The sequence below is a fragment of the Streptomyces buecherae genome (assembly GCF_014295035.1).
Taxonomy (GTDB): Bacteria; Actinomycetota; Actinomycetes; order Streptomycetales; family Streptomycetaceae; genus Streptomyces; species Streptomyces youssoufiensis.
In genome coordinates, this window is sequence record NZ_CP060404.1 from 6,692,020 (window position 1) to 6,706,398 (window position 14,379).

At 74.6% G+C, this 14,379-nt stretch carries 8 protein-coding genes and 1 pseudogene; all 9 read right to left on the reverse strand.

Annotation, left to right across the window (positions count from 1 at the left end; all coding sequences use genetic code 11):
- Window positions 1-147: 147 nt before the first annotated feature.
- The 9 genes and pseudogenes from H7H31_RS26595 to H7H31_RS26635 all read right to left on the reverse strand — a co-directional run bounded on the left by H7H31_RS26595 (window position 148) and on the right by H7H31_RS26635 (window position 14,361).
- Window positions 148-1,113, reverse strand: coding sequence for a helix-turn-helix transcriptional regulator (locus H7H31_RS26595; RefSeq protein WP_187061238.1), 966 nt, complete (start codon window positions 1,111-1,113; stop codon window positions 148-150).
- A 223-nt stretch (window positions 1,114-1,336) separates the two neighbouring features.
- The gene (gene aceE, locus H7H31_RS26600; RefSeq protein ID WP_187061239.1) at window positions 1,337-4,081 is read right to left on the reverse strand and encodes a pyruvate dehydrogenase (acetyl-transferring), homodimeric type; all 2,745 of its coding nucleotides are present in this window, start codon (window positions 4,079-4,081) and stop codon (window positions 1,337-1,339) included.
- A 351-nt stretch (window positions 4,082-4,432) separates the two neighbouring features.
- Window positions 4,433-5,089 (reverse strand): response regulator, encoded by a 657-nt coding sequence (locus H7H31_RS26605; RefSeq protein WP_187061240.1) that lies wholly within the window; start codon window positions 5,087-5,089, stop codon window positions 4,433-4,435.
- Window positions 5,086-6,384, reverse strand: a complete 1,299-nt coding sequence (locus H7H31_RS26610; protein ID WP_187061241.1) for a sensor histidine kinase — start codon at window positions 6,382-6,384, stop codon at window positions 5,086-5,088. Before H7H31_RS26610 ends, H7H31_RS26605 begins: the two co-directional genes overlap by 4 nt.
- 544 nt (window positions 6,385-6,928) lie before the next feature.
- On the reverse strand, window positions 6,929-7,552 hold the full coding sequence (locus H7H31_RS26615) for a GntR family transcriptional regulator (protein ID WP_176161228.1): 624 nt from the start codon (window positions 7,550-7,552) through the stop codon (window positions 6,929-6,931).
- Window positions 7,553-7,792: 240 nt separating this feature from the next.
- Window positions 7,793-9,599 (reverse strand): annotated as a pseudogene (gene sucB, locus H7H31_RS26620) (2-oxoglutarate dehydrogenase, E2 component, dihydrolipoamide succinyltransferase).
- Between the two features lie 50 nt (window positions 9,600-9,649).
- On the reverse strand, window positions 9,650-11,038 hold the full coding sequence (gene lpdA / locus H7H31_RS26625) for a dihydrolipoyl dehydrogenase (protein WP_176161226.1): 1,389 nt from the start codon (window positions 11,036-11,038) through the stop codon (window positions 9,650-9,652).
- 471 nt (window positions 11,039-11,509) lie between these two features.
- Window positions 11,510-13,042 (reverse strand): leucyl aminopeptidase, encoded by a 1,533-nt coding sequence (locus H7H31_RS26630; RefSeq protein ID WP_187060389.1) that lies wholly within the window; start codon window positions 13,040-13,042, stop codon window positions 11,510-11,512.
- 401 nt (window positions 13,043-13,443) lie between these two features.
- Entirely contained in the window at window positions 13,444-14,361 is a 918-nt protein-coding gene (locus H7H31_RS26635) for an adenosylcobinamide-GDP ribazoletransferase (RefSeq protein ID WP_187118107.1), read from the reverse strand.
- Between the last annotated feature and the right edge of the window lie 18 nt (window positions 14,362-14,379).

Sequence of the window (14,379 nt, forward strand, 5' to 3'; positions counted from 1 at the left end):
TCCCGGGGCGGGCGGGGCGGCGCGGCCCGGGCCCAGGTACGTCCCCGAGTCGTGGCCGGATGCTGCGGGGGAGCGGGGACGGGAGCGGGAGCGGGAGCGGGGGCGAGGACGGGATCGGGGGCCGGAGCGGGGGGCGCCGGGCCGGCGTCAGGCGTAGAGCGCCGCCGCCTGGGCCAGGGCCTCGGCCATGCGTGCGCGCAGCGCGGGGGGCTCGATGACCTCGCACTCCGGGCCGAGCCCGAGGAGCTGCTCGTAGGCGACGTCCAGCGTCTCGACGGGCAGGGTGACCGTGATCCAGCCCCGCGGGTCGGGGTTGGCCGCCGCGGCGATCGACTCCCGGGCCGTGCCGGGGTCCGTCCTGCGCGGCAGTAGCCGGGCGCCGCGCTCCGACAGGCGGAGCACGACCTCCGCGTGCAGGATCGAGCGCCGGAAGTCCGCCGCGCGGTCCGCCCAGAAGGCGGGCAGCTCGAAGGAGGCGTCGCGCTCGAAGCGCTCCCCGGACGGCTCGACGGCCGTGAACCGGTCGACGCGGTAGACCCGCCACGAGGCGTCCACGCGCGCCGCCAGATACCAGACCCCCGCCTTGAGCACGAGCCCGTACGGTTCCAGCTCGCGCTCCACCTCGCCGCCGCCCCGGCGGTAGCGGGCGGTGAGCCGGCGGTCGTCCCACACCGCGTCGGCGATCACCGGGAGCAGCTCGGGGGCGCTCGGCGCGTGGAACCAGCCCGGGGCGTCCAAGTGGAAGCGCTGGGCCGCCCCGTCCGCCGCGTCGCTCAGCTCGGGCAGCAGGGCGGCCGACACCTTGAGCCGGGCCGCGGAGGCGGCGTCCGCGAGGCCCATCTCGCGCAGCGCCGACGGCACCCCGGACAGGAAGAGCGCCTCGGCCTCCGTGCGGCCGAGGCCGGTGAGGCGGGTGCGGTAGCCGCCGATGAGGCGGTACCCCCCGGCCCGGCCCCGGTCCGCGTAGATCGGGACGCCGGCCTCGGACAGGGCCAGTACGTCCCTGGCCACCGTCCGCTCCGAGACCTCCAACTCCTCCGCCAGCTCCGCCCCCGTCATCAGGGCCCGGGACTGGAGCAGCAACACCATCTTGATCAGTCGGGCCGCGCGCATGGGCTCATGATGCACGCGGCCACTGACAGTCGCGGCTGCCGCGCCCCACCGACCCGGGGGAGCGGGCCGGTGGCGCGGTCAGGAGGGGAGCGGGTCGGCCCGAGGGCGGTCCGTACGGGAGAGCCGCCCAGGGAGCGGCCCTCCGGGGAACGGCCTTCGAGGGAACGGCCACCGGGGCGGCGGGCGGGCCGATGGCGCTGGCCGGCCCGCCCGCCGCGAACCGTCAGAGCCCGTACCGCTCCGCGGCCTCGCGCACCGTCTCCGGCTTGACCTCCCCGCGCTTGGCCAGCGCGGCGAGCGCCGCCACGGTCACGGACTGGGGGTCGACGCCGAAGTGGCGGCGGACGGCCTCGCGGGTGTCGGAGAGGCCGAAGCCGTCCGTGCCGATCGAGGTCCAGTCCTGCTCCACCCAGGGCGCTATCTGGTCGGGAACCGACCGCATCCAGTCACTGACAGCGAGGACCGGGCCCGGTGCGCCGGCCAGGGCACGGGTGACGTACGGGACCCGATCCTCGCCCTTGAGCTGCGCCGCATCGCAGGACAGGGCGTCGCGGCGCAACTCGGTCCATGAGGGTGCCGACCACACGTCGGCGGCGACTCCCCAGTCGTCGGCCAGCAACCGCTGGGCGTCCAGGGCCCAGTGGATGGCGGTGCCGGAGGCGAGGAGTTGCAGGCGCGGCGGGCCGCCACCTTCGGTGGTGGGCGCGCCGGTGTTGGCTGCGGCCGATGCCGCCGCGGCCTGTTCGTCGGCCGGCCGGTAGCGGTAGAGGCCCTTGATGATGCCCTCCTCGACGCCCTCCGGCATCGGCGGCTGCACCTTGGTCTCGTTGTAGACCGTCAGGTAGTAGAAGACGTCGGGGTCCTCGCCCGCCTCGGGGCGGTACATCCGGCGCAGCCCCTCCTTGACGATGACCGCGACCTCGTAGGCGAACGCCGGGTCGTACGAGAGCGCCGCCGGGTTGGTGGAGGCGATCAGGTGCGAGTGGCCGTCCGCGTGCTGGAGCCCCTCGCCGGTCATCGTGGTGCGGCCGGCGGTCGCGCCGATGACGAAGCCGCGGCCCAACTGGTCGGCCAGTGCCCAGAACTGGTCCGCCGTGCGTTGCCAGCCGAACATCGAGTAGAAGATGTAGAACGGGATCATCGGCTCGGCGTGCGTCGCGTACGACGTCGCCGCCGCGGTGAAGTCGGCCAGCGAACCCGCCTCGGTGATGCCCTCGTTGAGGATCTGACCGTTCTTGGCCTCCTTGTAGTACAGGAGCTGATCGCGGTCGACCGGGTCGTACGTCTGACCGACCGGCGAGTAGATCCCGGCCGACGGGAACAGCGACTCCATGCCGAAGGTGCGCGCCTCGTCCGGCACGATCGGCACCCAGCGGTGTCCGGTCTCCTTGTCCCGCATGAGGTCCTTGACCAGCCGGACGAACGCCATCGTGGTGGCGATCTCCTGGGTGCCCGAGCCCTTGTACAGCGCCTCGAACGGCTTCTGCGCGGGGGCCGGCAGGGGCCTCGCGACCACCTTGCGGGCCGGGGCGGGGCCGCCGAGCGCGGCACGGCGCTCGTGCAGGTAGCGCACCTCGGGGGAGTCCTGGCCGGGGTGCCAGTACGGCACGAGGTCGCCGCTCAGCGCGCTGTCCGGAATGGGCAGCTCCAGCAGGTCCCGCATGGCGCGGAACTCCTTGCCCGTGAGCTTCTTCATCTGGTGGTTGGCGTTGCGGGACTCGAAGCCCGGGCCGAGGGTGTACCCCTTGACGGTCTGCGCCAGGATCACCGTCGGCGCCCCGCGGTGCTCGACCGCCGCCCGGTAGGCCGCGTACACCTTGCGCGGCTCGTGCCCGGCGCGCGAGGTCTGGAACAGTTCGAGGAGCTTGGCGTCGGTCAGCTCGCGGCCGAGCGCGGCCAGCGCGGGCTCGCCGTCGAAGAAGTGCTCGCGCACGTAGCTCGCGTCCCGCGTCGCGTACGTCTGGAACTGGGCGTCCGGCACCTCGCGCAGCCTGCGCAGCAGCGCGCCCTCGGTGTCGCGGGCCAGCACCTCGTCCCACGCGGCGCCCCACAAAGCCTTGACGACGTTCCACCCCGCGGCGCGGAACTGCGCCTCCAGCTCCTGCACGATCTTGAAGTTGGGCCGCACCGGGCCGTCGAGGCGCTGGAGGTTGCAGTTGATGACGAAGGTGAGGTTGTCCAGCCCCTCCCGGCCGGCCAGCGCGAGGGCGGCGGTCGACTCGGGCTCGTCCATCTCGCCGTCCCCGAGGAAGGCCCACACCCGGGAGGCGGAGGTGTCCTTGATGCCACGGTGCTCCAGGTACCGGTTGAACCGCGCCTGGTAGATCGCCGAGAGCGGGCCGAGGCCCATCGAGACCGTGGGGAACTCCCACAGCCAGGGCAGCCGGCGCGGGTGCGGGTAGGACGGCAGCCCGCCCGCGTTGCCCGCGGCCTCCTGCCGGAACCGGTCGAGCTGCGCCTCGCCGAGCCGGCCGTCGAGGAACGCGCGGGCGTAGATGCCGGGCGACGCATGGCCCTGGAGGTAGAGCTGGTCGCCGGACTGGTCGCCCTCCTTGCCGCGGAAGAAGTGCTGGAAGCCGGTCTCGTAGAGCCAGGCGGCGGAGGCGAAGGTGGCGATGTGCCCGCCGAGGCCGAACCGCGCGCCACGGGTGACCATCGCGGCGGCGTTCCACCGGTTCCACGCCGTGATCCGGGCCTCCAGCGCCTCGTCGCCCGGGTAGGCGGGCTCGGCGGCGGTGGGGATCGTGTTGACGTAGTCGGTCTCCTGGAGCGGGGGCAGGCTCAGGCCCCGCGGGGCGTCCGGGCGCGCGGCGTGCTCCAGCGTGCGGCGCAGCAGATACGCGGCGCGGTGCGGGCCCGCCGCCTCGGTCACGGCGTCGAGCGACTCGCGCCACTCGGCCGTCTCCTGCGGGTCCCGGTCCGGGAGCTGGTCGAGCTGGCTGTACGGCGGGCGTACGGCGTCGGGCATGGGTGGCCCCTTTCCGGACGAGTGAAGGCAAGAGCGGCAGGCAGGGGTCGCACCCCGCGTTCGACGATACGACTGTGATCGATGATCGATCAATGGTTCTCGGGCGAATGGGCAAAAGTCGGCACGCGGTGTCGCCATCGCCGGCACTGCGTGCCGCAACTGGGCGATGGCGAGACGCCGTTCGCGCTCGCGCCGGAGGGCTCGGGGGAGGGCCCGTGGGCGCCGTGCGGGACCCCGCCGGGCGCACCCCCGCCCGGTCCCACCGAGCCCGTCACCGATCCCCGTACCGCGCGCCGAACCGCCGGCGGATGGCACCCGCGCGGGCAGGCCGCCGCGGTGCGGTGGCGCGGCTCAGCGCGTCGGGGTGACCAGGCCCGCCTCGTACGCGGCGATGACCAGGTGCACCCGGTCGCGGGCGCCGAGCTTGGTGAACAGCCGGGCCACGTGCGCCTTGGCGGTGGCGACGGCGATGCACAGCTCGCCGGCGATCTCCGCGTTGGACAGCCCCCGGCCGACGAGGGTCAGCACCTCGCGCTCCCGGTCGGTGATGCCACTCGGCGGCGGGGGCGGCGGCGCGGGCTCGGGGCGGCCCGCGAACTCCTCGATCAGCCGGCGGGTCACGCTCGGCGCGATCAGCCCGTCCCCGGCGGCGACCACCCGGATGGCGTCCAGGATTGCCTCCAACGCCATGTCCTTGACGAGGAACCCGCTGGCCCCGGCCCGCAGCGCGGCGTACACGGAGTCGTCGTCATCGAAGGTGGTGAGGATGAGGCTGCGGACGTCCGGCTGGTCGGCCGTGAGCCGCCGGGTGGCCTCGATGCCGTCCAGCTCCGGCATCCGGATGTCCATCACCACCATGTCGGGCGCGACCTCGGCGGCCAGTCGCACCGCCTCGGCGCCGGTCGCCGCCTCGCCCACCACGACGATGTCCGGCGTGTCCGCCATCAGCACCCGCAGGCCGGTCCGCACCAGCGGCTGGTCGTCGGCCAGGACGACGCGCACGCTCATCCCGCCACCCCCGTCGCCACCGCCGCCGCACCCGACCCCGAACTCGCGGCCACATCGGCCTCCTCCGCCCCGTCCGGCACCGGCAGCACGGCCGCCACCGTGAACCCGCCCTCCGGCCGCGGGCCCGCCGTGAACCGGCCGCCCAGCAGCGCGGCCCGCTCCCGCATGCCGACGATCCCGAGGCCGGCGCCGGGCGGGATCGTGCCGCCGCGCCCGGCGTCGACCACCTCGACCGCCACCGCCGTCGTCCGGTAGGCGACGGTCACCCGGCACGCGTCGGTCCGCGCGTGCCGGATGACGTTGGTGAGGGCCTCCTGCACGATCCGATAGCCCGCCAGGTCGATGTCGGCCGGCAGCGGCCTGCGCGCACCCTCCCAACACACCTCGACCCGCACGCCCGCGTCCGCCGTCGTCGCGGCGAGCTTGCCCAGGTCGTCCAGGCCGGGGGCGGGCTCGCGGGAGCCGGCCGCGCCCGCCCCGTCCGACTCGTCGCGGCGCAGCGCGACCAGCGTCCGGCGCAGCCCGGCGAGCGTCTCGCGGCTGGTGGCCTCGATGACGGACAGGGCCTTGCGCGCCTCGGCGGGCTGGGAGTCGATCACCCGGCCCCCCACGCCCGCCTGGATGGCGATGACGCCGATGCTGTGCGCGATCATGTCGTGCAACTCGCGGGCGATGCGCAGCCGCTCGGCGGTGACGGCCCGGGCGGCGGCCTGGTCGCGGAGCGCCGCGGCGTGCTCGCGGCGCTCGCGCAGCGTCCGCCCGCTCGTCCAGGCCACCAGGGCGGTCAGCGCGAACAGCACGGAGGCGTTGAGGGCGTCGTCGTTCGCCCGGGCCCCGGTCGATACGACGGTGACGTGCGTCAGCAGGGTCAGCGCCGCCATCGACAGGCTCACGCGGCGCGACCGGCGCGCCGCGAGGTAGCCGAGCGCCACGTCGTCCACCAGGGCCAGCAGGTAGACGACCTCCCAGGTGATCTCCGGCGGGGTCGACGCGGCGAGCGTGCCCGCCAGCATGAGCGGCAGCGCCGCCACCGGGCTGCGTCGCAGCAGCGACACCGGCAGCATCGTGGCGATCACCAGGAGCATGATCTGGACCGCCACCGCCTGGCGCGGCTCCGCCTGCACCGCCGCGAACAGGGCCACCGGATACACCAGGGCCCCGCCCCAGGCCAGCGCCGTCGCCGCGACGGACCGGGCGCGTCGCAGTGCCCCCGAGGGCGCGGCGTCGGACGCGGCGCCGGGGGCGGGGGTCGGCCGGGGTGGGCGGACGCGCCCACGGCGCGCGGTGTCAGGCATGGCCGGATCGTACGGCCCGCCGCCGCGCCGGGGCATCGGCCCGGGGGCGTACGCCCGTGGGCTACCTCCGGCGCCCCGCGTTGTCGCCGCCGGCCCGATGCCCCGTGGGTGGCGGGCGCGGCACCGTGGACCCGTGACCACGCACCGGGGCCCGCCGCCCGAGCGCGGGCGGCGCTCCGGCGCGTGCCCGACCCAGCGGCGCGCGCCGGGCGCCGCCGGCCGGGGCGCCGAACCCCACCGGCGCGGCCCGCGCCCACCGCGAGCCACCCCCCTGGGGGCGGCGGCCGGAAGACCGGTCACACCCCGTACTCCCGTAGGAGGAAACGTGCCCATGGTCTGGCTGCTGCTCGCGGTGATCGTCGCCATGGCCTTCGCGTCCGGACGCCGCCTGTGACCGACCGCGCGCCCGGCCACGACCGAACCGATCACCGCCGAACGGAACTGATCCCGGCCGAACCGGACCAGACCGAAGCAGCCCCAGCCGAACCGGTCATCACCGGCCCGAACCGGTCACAGCCGAACCGGCCCGGCCGACCCGACCCGGTCACAGCCGGGGCGCGCAGCTCAGCACGTGCGTGCGCAGCAGTTCGCCGATGGCCGGGTCGCGGCGGCGGAAGGCGTCCACGAGTTCCTGGTGCTCCTGCGCGTGGGAGCGCGGCTCGGGGCTCAGCCAGCGGATGGAGAGCGTCGTCCACACCTCGACGCCCAGCGACTCCCAGGTGTGCAGCAGGACGCTGTTGCCGGAGGCCAGGACGATCTCGCGGTGGAAGGCCACGGTGTGCCTGACCTGCGCCTCACCGTCCGGGGCCCGGTCCGCCTCGCACAGCGCCGCCACCTCGCGCTCCAGCGCCGTCGTGTCGGCGGCCAGCTTGCCGGCGGCCAGCTCCGCCGCCACCTGTTCGAGCCCGGCCCGTACCGGATAGCTCTCCTTGAGGTCGGCGGCGGTCAGACTGCGGACGCGTACGCCCTTGTTCGGGGCCGACTCGATGAGACGCAGCGACTCCAACTCGCGCAGGGCCTCGCGCACCGGGGTCTGGCTGACCTCGAGTTCCACGGCGATGTGCCGCTCCACGATCCGCTCACCCGGCTGCCATCGCCCGCTGATGATCCCTTCCAGGATGTGCTCGCGGATCTGCTCGCGCAGCGAGTGGACGACTGGCGGGGTCATGAAGGTGCTCCTCGGGGTCGCGCACCGCGCACCGTACGGGGCACGCGGAAACGTCGGCCATTATCCCGGTATCGCGGCCACCGGCCGAGCCCCGTCACGCGCCCGGCGACGGCTCGCACCGCGTGGGGCCGGCCCGCCACGGCCGGATGGCGCGGGCGCGCGCCGGCGCGCGGACGGCAGCGGCCCCGGTTCACCGAGGTGAACCGGGGCCGCCGGGCTACCGCGTCAGCGCGGCGTCGTTCACAGGCCGAGCTCGACCTCGAACTCGCCGGCCTCCAGGATCGCCTTCACGGCCCCCAGGTAGCGGGCGGCGTCGGCGCCGTCCACCAGGCGGTGGTCGTAGGAGAGCGTCAGGTAGGCCATGTTGCGGACGGCGATGGTCTCGCCCAGCTCCGGGTGGTCGATGACCACGGGGCGCTTGACGGTCGCACCGATGCCCAGGATCGCCACCTGGTTCGGCGGCACGATGATCGTGTCGAACAGCGCACCGCGCGAACCGGTGTTGCTGATCGTGAACGTCGCGCCCGCCAGGTCGTCCGGGCTGATCTTGTTGGCCCGGACGTTGCCCGCCAGCTCCGCCGTCTTACGGGCGATGCCGGCCAGGTTCAGGTCACCGGCGCCCTTGATGACCGGGGTCATCAGGCCCTTCTCGGCGTCCACCGCGATACCGACGTTCTCGGTGTCGAAGTAGGTGATCGTGCCGTCGGCCTCGTTGATCCGGGCGTTGACGGTCGGGTACGCCTTCAGCGCCTGGACCGCGGCCTTGACGAAGAACGGCATCGGCGAGAGCTTGACGCCCTCGCGCTGCGCGAACGCGTCCTTGGCCCGGGCCCGCAGCTTCATGATCTTGGTGACGTCCACCTCGACCACGCTGGAGAGCTGCGCCTGCTCGTGCAGCGCCTTCATCATGTTGTCGCCGATGAGCTTGCGGATGCGCGGCATCTTGACGGTCTGCCCGCGCAGCGGGGAGACCTCGAGGGCCGGAGCCTTCGGCGCGGCGGCGGCCGGAGCCGCGGCCGGGGCGGCCTGCTGGGCGGCCTTGGCGGCGGCAGCGGCGTCCACGACGTCCTGCTTGCGGATGCGGCCACCGACGCCGGTGCCCTTGACCGTGGACAGGTTGACGCCGCTCTCCGCGGCGAGCTTGCGCACCAGCGGCGTGACGTACGCGCCCTCGGCGTCGCCACCGGCCGAAGCGGCCGGGGCCGAGGCGGCGGGGGCGGCGGCCGGGGCCGGCGCGGGCGCCGGAGCGGCCGGAGCCGGGTCCGGGGCGACCGGGGCCGGCGTGGCGGCCTGCGGGGCCGGAGCCGACGGCGCCTGCGGAGCCGGGGCGGGCTGGGCCGGAGCCGCCTGCTGAGCCGGGGCGGGCTGGGCCGGGGCGGCGGCCGGGGCCGGAGCCTCGGCGGGCGCCGCCGGAGCGGCGGCCGGGGCAGCGCCCGCGGCACCGATGACGGCCAGCTTGGCACCGACCTCGGCGGTCTCGTCCTCGCCGATGACGATCTCCAGCAGGGTGCCGGAGGCCGGCGCCGGGATCTCGGTGTCGACCTTGTCGGTGGAGACCTCGAGCAGCGGCTCGTCCTCCTCGACGGAGTCGCCCACGGACTTGAGCCAGCGCGTGACGGTGCCCTCGGTCACGGACTCGCCGAGCGCCGGCAGCGTGACCGCGGTGCCCTCGGCCGCGCCCGACTCGGCCTGCGGCGCCTGCGCCTGCGGGGCCTCGGCCTGGGCCGGCTCGGGCTGGGCGGCCGAGGGCCGGCTCCTCGGCGGGGGCCGGGGTCTCCTCGGCGGCGGGCTCCTCGGCGGGGGCGCCGGAGCCGTCGTCGATGACGGCCAGTTCGGCGCCGACCTCGACGGTCTCGTCCTCGGCCACCTTGATGGAGCTCAGGACACCGGCCGCGGGGGCCGGGATTTCGGTGTCGACCTTGTCGGTCGAGACCTCGAGCAGGGGCTCGTCGGCCTCGACGCGCTCACCCTCGGCCTTGAGCCAGCGGGTGACGGTGCCCTCGGTGACGCTCTCGCCGAGCGCCGGCAGGGTTACGGAAACCGCCATGGTTTCGGTTGCTCCTAACGATCTTGCGGATGTGGTCGCGCCCGGGACTACTAGTCGTGCGAGTGCAGCGGCTTGCCGGCCAGGGCCAGGTGGGCCTCGCCGAGGGCCTCGTTCTGCGTGGGGTGCGCGTGGATGAGCTGGGCCACCTCGGCGGGCAGCGCCTCCCAGTTGTAGATGAGCTGGGCCTCGCCAACCTGCTCACCCATGCGGTCACCGACCATGTGGACGCCGACCACGGCGCCGTCGCGCACCTGGACGAGCTTGATCTCACCCGTGGTCTTCAGGATGCGGCTCTTGCCGTTGCCGCCCAGGTTGTACTTCAGGGCCACGACCTTGTCGGCGCCGTACAGCTCCTTGGCCTTCTCCTCGGTGATGCCGACGGAGGCGACCTCGGGGTGGCAGTACGTGACGCGCGGCACGCCGTCGTAGTCGATCGGCACGGTCTGCAGACCGGCGAGCCGCTCCGCGACCAGGATGCCCTCGGCGAAGCCGACGTGCGCGAGCTGCAGGGTGGGGACCAGGTCGCCCACGGCCGAGACGGTCGGCACGTTGGTGCGCATGTACTCGTCGACCAGGACGTAGCCGCGGTCCATGGCGACCCCGGCCTCCTCGTAGCCCAGACCCTGCGAGACCGGGCCGCGACCGACGGCGACGAGCAGCAGCTCGGCCTCGAAGGTCTTGCCGTTCTCCAGCGAGACCTTGACGCCGTTGGCGGTGTACTCGACGCCGGAGAAGCGCGAGCCGACGGAGAACTTGATGCCGCGCTTGCGGAAGGCGCGCTCCAGGAGCTTGGAGCTGTTCACGTCCTCGACCGGAACCAGGTTCGGCAGCGCCTCGACGATGGTCACGTCGGTGCCGAAGGACTTCCAGGCGGAGGCGAACTCGACGCCGATGACGCCGCCGCCGAGCACGATCGCGGACTCCGGCACGCGGTCCAGGGTCAGCGCGTGGTCCGAGGAGATGACGCGGTTGCCGTCGATCTCCAGGCCCGGCAGCGACTTCGGCACGGAGCCGGTCGCCAGCAGGATGTGCCGGCCCTCGTAGCGCTGGCCGTTCACGTCGACGGAGGTCGGCGAGGACAGTCGGCCCTCGCCCTCCACGTAGGTGACCTTGCGGCTGGCGATCAGGCCCTGCAGGCCCTTGTACAGGCCGGAGATCACGCCGTCCTTGTACTTGTGCACGGCCGCGATGTCGATGCCCTCGAAGCTGGCCTTCACGCCGAACTCGGCGCTCTCCCGCGCCTGGTCGGCGATCTCGCCGGCGTGCAGCAGCGCCTTGGTGGGGATGCAGCCGTTGTGCAGGCAGGTGCCGCCGACCTTGTTCTTCTCGATCAGGGCGACGTCCAGGCCAAGCTGAGCTCCGCGCAGGGCAGCGGCGTAACCACCGCTGCCGCCCCCGAGGATCACTAGGTCGAAAACAGTGCTGGCGTCGTTCGCCACGTCACGTCCTCCATGCATGGGTACGCCGGAGCCGGTCACTCCGCTGCGCTTCGTTTCTCGGTTGTCTCCAACAGAGCCTACGGAAGCAGAGCCCGTGACCGGGCGGCGGCTGTTGTTCGGCCGCTGTGTAATCGGCCCTGCGGTCTGGCTCGTGTCCGAGCCGGGGCCCTGTCCTGCCGAGACAACATCTTCGCACTTGTTCGCGGACGGCGGGACGCCGGGCCGGTCCGTGAGGTGGTGGAAAGCACCACGTACGGCCCGAATCCCGGGCGGGCGCGGCGCTCGGCGCCGTTCGTACCGGCGAGTAGATCGCTGTGAGCGAACGCGCCACGGCCCCGCGCGCGCACGCGCGGGGCCGTTGGTCACGCTCCGGAGTGGGCCGCGTTCATCCGGGGGTCGGCTGCTCGACTGCTCAGGTGGTGGACGCCCGAGGCGGGCGACCGAGCCCCCGGATCACGCGGCGCCGGGCGCTCAGCCCAGGTCGCCCGCCGCGGTGCGCTCGGCGAGCCGCACCAGGGTGCGCACCGCCGAACCCGTGCCGCCCTTGTGCGTGTAGCCGTACGGCGCGCCCTCGTGGAAGGCCGGACCCGCGATGTCCAGGTGCGCCCACGTGATGCCCTCGCCCACGAACTCCTGCAGGAACAGGCCGGCCACCAGGCCGCCGCCGGCGCGCTCGCCCATGTTGGCGATGTCGGCGATGGGGGAGTCCATGCCCTTGCGCAGCTCGATCGGCATCGGCATGGGCCAGGACTGCTCGCCCACCTCCCGCGAGATCTCGTGCAGCGCGGCGCGGAAGGCGTCGTCGTTGGCCATGATGCCGAAGGTGCGGTTGCCGAGCGCGAGCACCATGGCGCCGGTCAGCGTCGCCACGTCCACGATCGCGTCCGGCTTCTCCTCCGAGGCCCGGGTGAGCGCGTCCGCGAGCACCAGGCGGCCCTCGGCGTCCGTGTTGAGCACCTCGACCGTCTTGCCGCTGTACATCCGCAGCACGTCGCCGGGGCGGGTCGCCGAGCCCGACGGCATGTTCTCGGCGAGCGCCAGCCAGCCGGTGACGTTGACCTTCAGGCCCAGCCTGGCGGCGGCCACGACGGCGGCGAAGACGGCGGCGGCGCCGCTCATGTCGCACTTCATCGTCTCGTTGTGGCCGGCCGGCTTGAGCGAGATGCCGCCCGAGTCGTACGTGATGCCCTTGCCGACCAGCGCCAGCGTCTTGCTCGCCTTGGAGTGCCGGTACGCGATCTTGACCAGCCGGGGCGGGTTCTCCGAGCCCTGGCCGACGCCGATCAGGCCGCCGTAGCCGCCCTTGGCCAGCGCCTTCTCGTCCAGCACCTCGATGCTGAGCCCGAACTCCTTGGCCGCGGCCTGCGCCTGCGCGGCGAAGGACTTCGGGGTCAGGTCGTTGGAGGGGATGTTGACCAGGTCGCGGGCGCGGTTGACCTCGCCGGCCAGCGCCTCGGCCCGCTCGATCGCGGCCTTGTACGCCTTGTCCCGCGGCTTGCCGCCGAGCAGGGTGACCTCGGCCAGCGGGGCGTTCTTGCCGGCGTCGCCCTTGGCGGCCTTGCCGTCGCCGCCCCGGTAGGCGGTGAACGCGTACGCGCCGAGCAGCGCGCCCTCGGCGACCGCGGCGGCGGACTCGACGTCCGCCAGCGGCAGCGCGAACGCGGCCTTCTTGGTGCCGGTCAGCGCGCGGGCGGCGGAGCCCGCGGCCCGGCGCAGCGTCTCGGCGTCGAAGTCCTCGCCCTTGGCCGGGGCGTCGCCGAGGCCGACCGCGAGCACGACCGGGGCCTTGATCCCGGACGCGGACGGCAGCTTGGTCACCTCGCCCTCGCCGCCGCTGGCGCCGAGGGTTTCCAGTACGGCGGCCAGCTTGCCGTCGAACGCCTTGTCGATGGCCTCGGCGCCCAGCGCGACGACGGGGCCCTTGGCGCCCTTCGCCACACCGACGACGACGGCGTCCGTACGCAGTGTGGTCGCACTCGACGTGCTGAGAGTCAGAGCAGTCACGGTGGTGGGGTCTCTCTTCCGTTGAGGTAAGGCCGCCTGGTGGGCCGGCCGCGCCGTGGGCATCGTATGCGCCGGCCTGGGGGCGGGCGCGGCCCGGTGCGGTGGTCGTGGCGGCCAGCGCGAGCCTAACTCGCGCTGTACGGGGCGTGTTGTGCGAGCATCGGCCGACCTGGCCGATGGACCAGGGCAGCGGCGGCGCGCGGCCGTCGGCCCGGCGCGCGCGGGGTCCCATCTGCCGCCCGCCGCCCGGCCGTTGACCCCGACCGCCCCTCCGACCAGCACTTTCGGCAAGCCGTCCGGTGCGGCGGGCTGGCCGAATCCGTAACGTGCGTGGTGCTCAGCCGAGCGTGAGGACAGCGTGCGCGGTGCTCAGCCGAGCGTGAGCGCGGTGTGTGTGGTGCTCAGCCGAGCGTGAGTACCACCAGCGCCGTCGTCGCCGCCGTCTCCGCCAGGGCCCCGAACACGTCGCCGGTCACCCCGCCGAAGCGGCGCCGGCAGTGCCGCAGCAGCGCCTCGGCGACGGCCAGCGCGGCGAGCACGGCCAGGCCGCACCGCAGCGCCCCGTACGGCCCCGTCAGCGCGCCCGCGCCCGCGCAGCACCCGGCCGCCACCACCGCGACGGCCAGCGCGGCGCGCGCCGGGACGACGCCGGCCACCGCCGCGCCGAGCCCCGTCGGGCGCGCGGCCGGCACCCCGGCGCGGCTGGCCAGGGTGAGGGCGCAGCGCGCGGCCAGCCCGGCGACGGCCACCGCGAGCGCGCCGGTGGCCCAGTGGTCCGCGTACAGCTCGCGCACGGCCGCGACCTGGGCGAGGGTGACGAAGAGCAGCGCGAGCACGCCGAACGGGCCGATGTCGGAGCGCTTCATGATGTCTAGGGCCCCCGCCGGCGGCTTGGCGCTGCCGAGGCCGTCGGCGGTGTCGGCGAGGCCGTCCAGGTGCAGGGCGCGGGTGAGGACGGCCGGCACCGCGACGGTGGCGACGGCCGCCAGCAGCGGACCGGCGCCGGCCAGCAGCAACAGACCGCCCGGAACGGCCGCGCACAGCCCCACCGCGAGGCCGACCAGCGGCGCGCACAGCATGCCCGCGCGCGCGGCGTGCCGGTCCCAGCGGGTGACCCGTACCGGCACCGCCGTGAGCGTGCCGAAGGCGAACCGCAGGCCGTGCGCGAGCGCGGCGGCGCGGCCCGGACGATCGGGGTCGGTGGCCTCGGCGGAGGCGTCGGCCTCGGCGGGGGCGTCGGCCCCGGTCGGGGCGTCGGGGGCGTCGGCGCGGTCGGGGCCGGGCGGGCGTGCGGGGGACGGGGGCGGCGTGGTGTCCATCGCGCCGCAGGTTATCGC

Bases quoted from the DNA above. Each gene is read 5' to 3' on its own strand.
- H7H31_RS26595 (WP_187061238.1), bottom strand. From the start codon at position 1,113: ATGCGCGCGGCCCGACTGATCAAGATGGTGTTGCTGCTCCAGTCCCGG.
- aceE (WP_187061239.1), bottom strand. From the start codon at position 4,081: ATGCCCGACGCCGTACGCCCGCCGTACAGCCAGCTCGACCAGCTCCCG.
- H7H31_RS26605 (WP_187061240.1), bottom strand. From the start codon at position 5,089: ATGAGCGTGCGCGTCGTCCTGGCCGACGACCAGCCGCTGGTGCGGACC.
- H7H31_RS26610 (WP_187061241.1), bottom strand. From the start codon at position 6,384: ATGCCTGACACCGCGCGCCGTGGGCGCGTCCGCCCACCCCGGCCGACC.
- H7H31_RS26615 (WP_176161228.1), bottom strand. From the start codon at position 7,552: ATGACCCCGCCAGTCGTCCACTCGCTGCGCGAGCAGATCCGCGAGCAC.
- H7H31_RS26635 (WP_187118107.1), bottom strand. From the start codon at position 14,361: ATGGACACCACGCCGCCCCCGTCCCCCGCACGCCCGCCCGGCCCCGAC.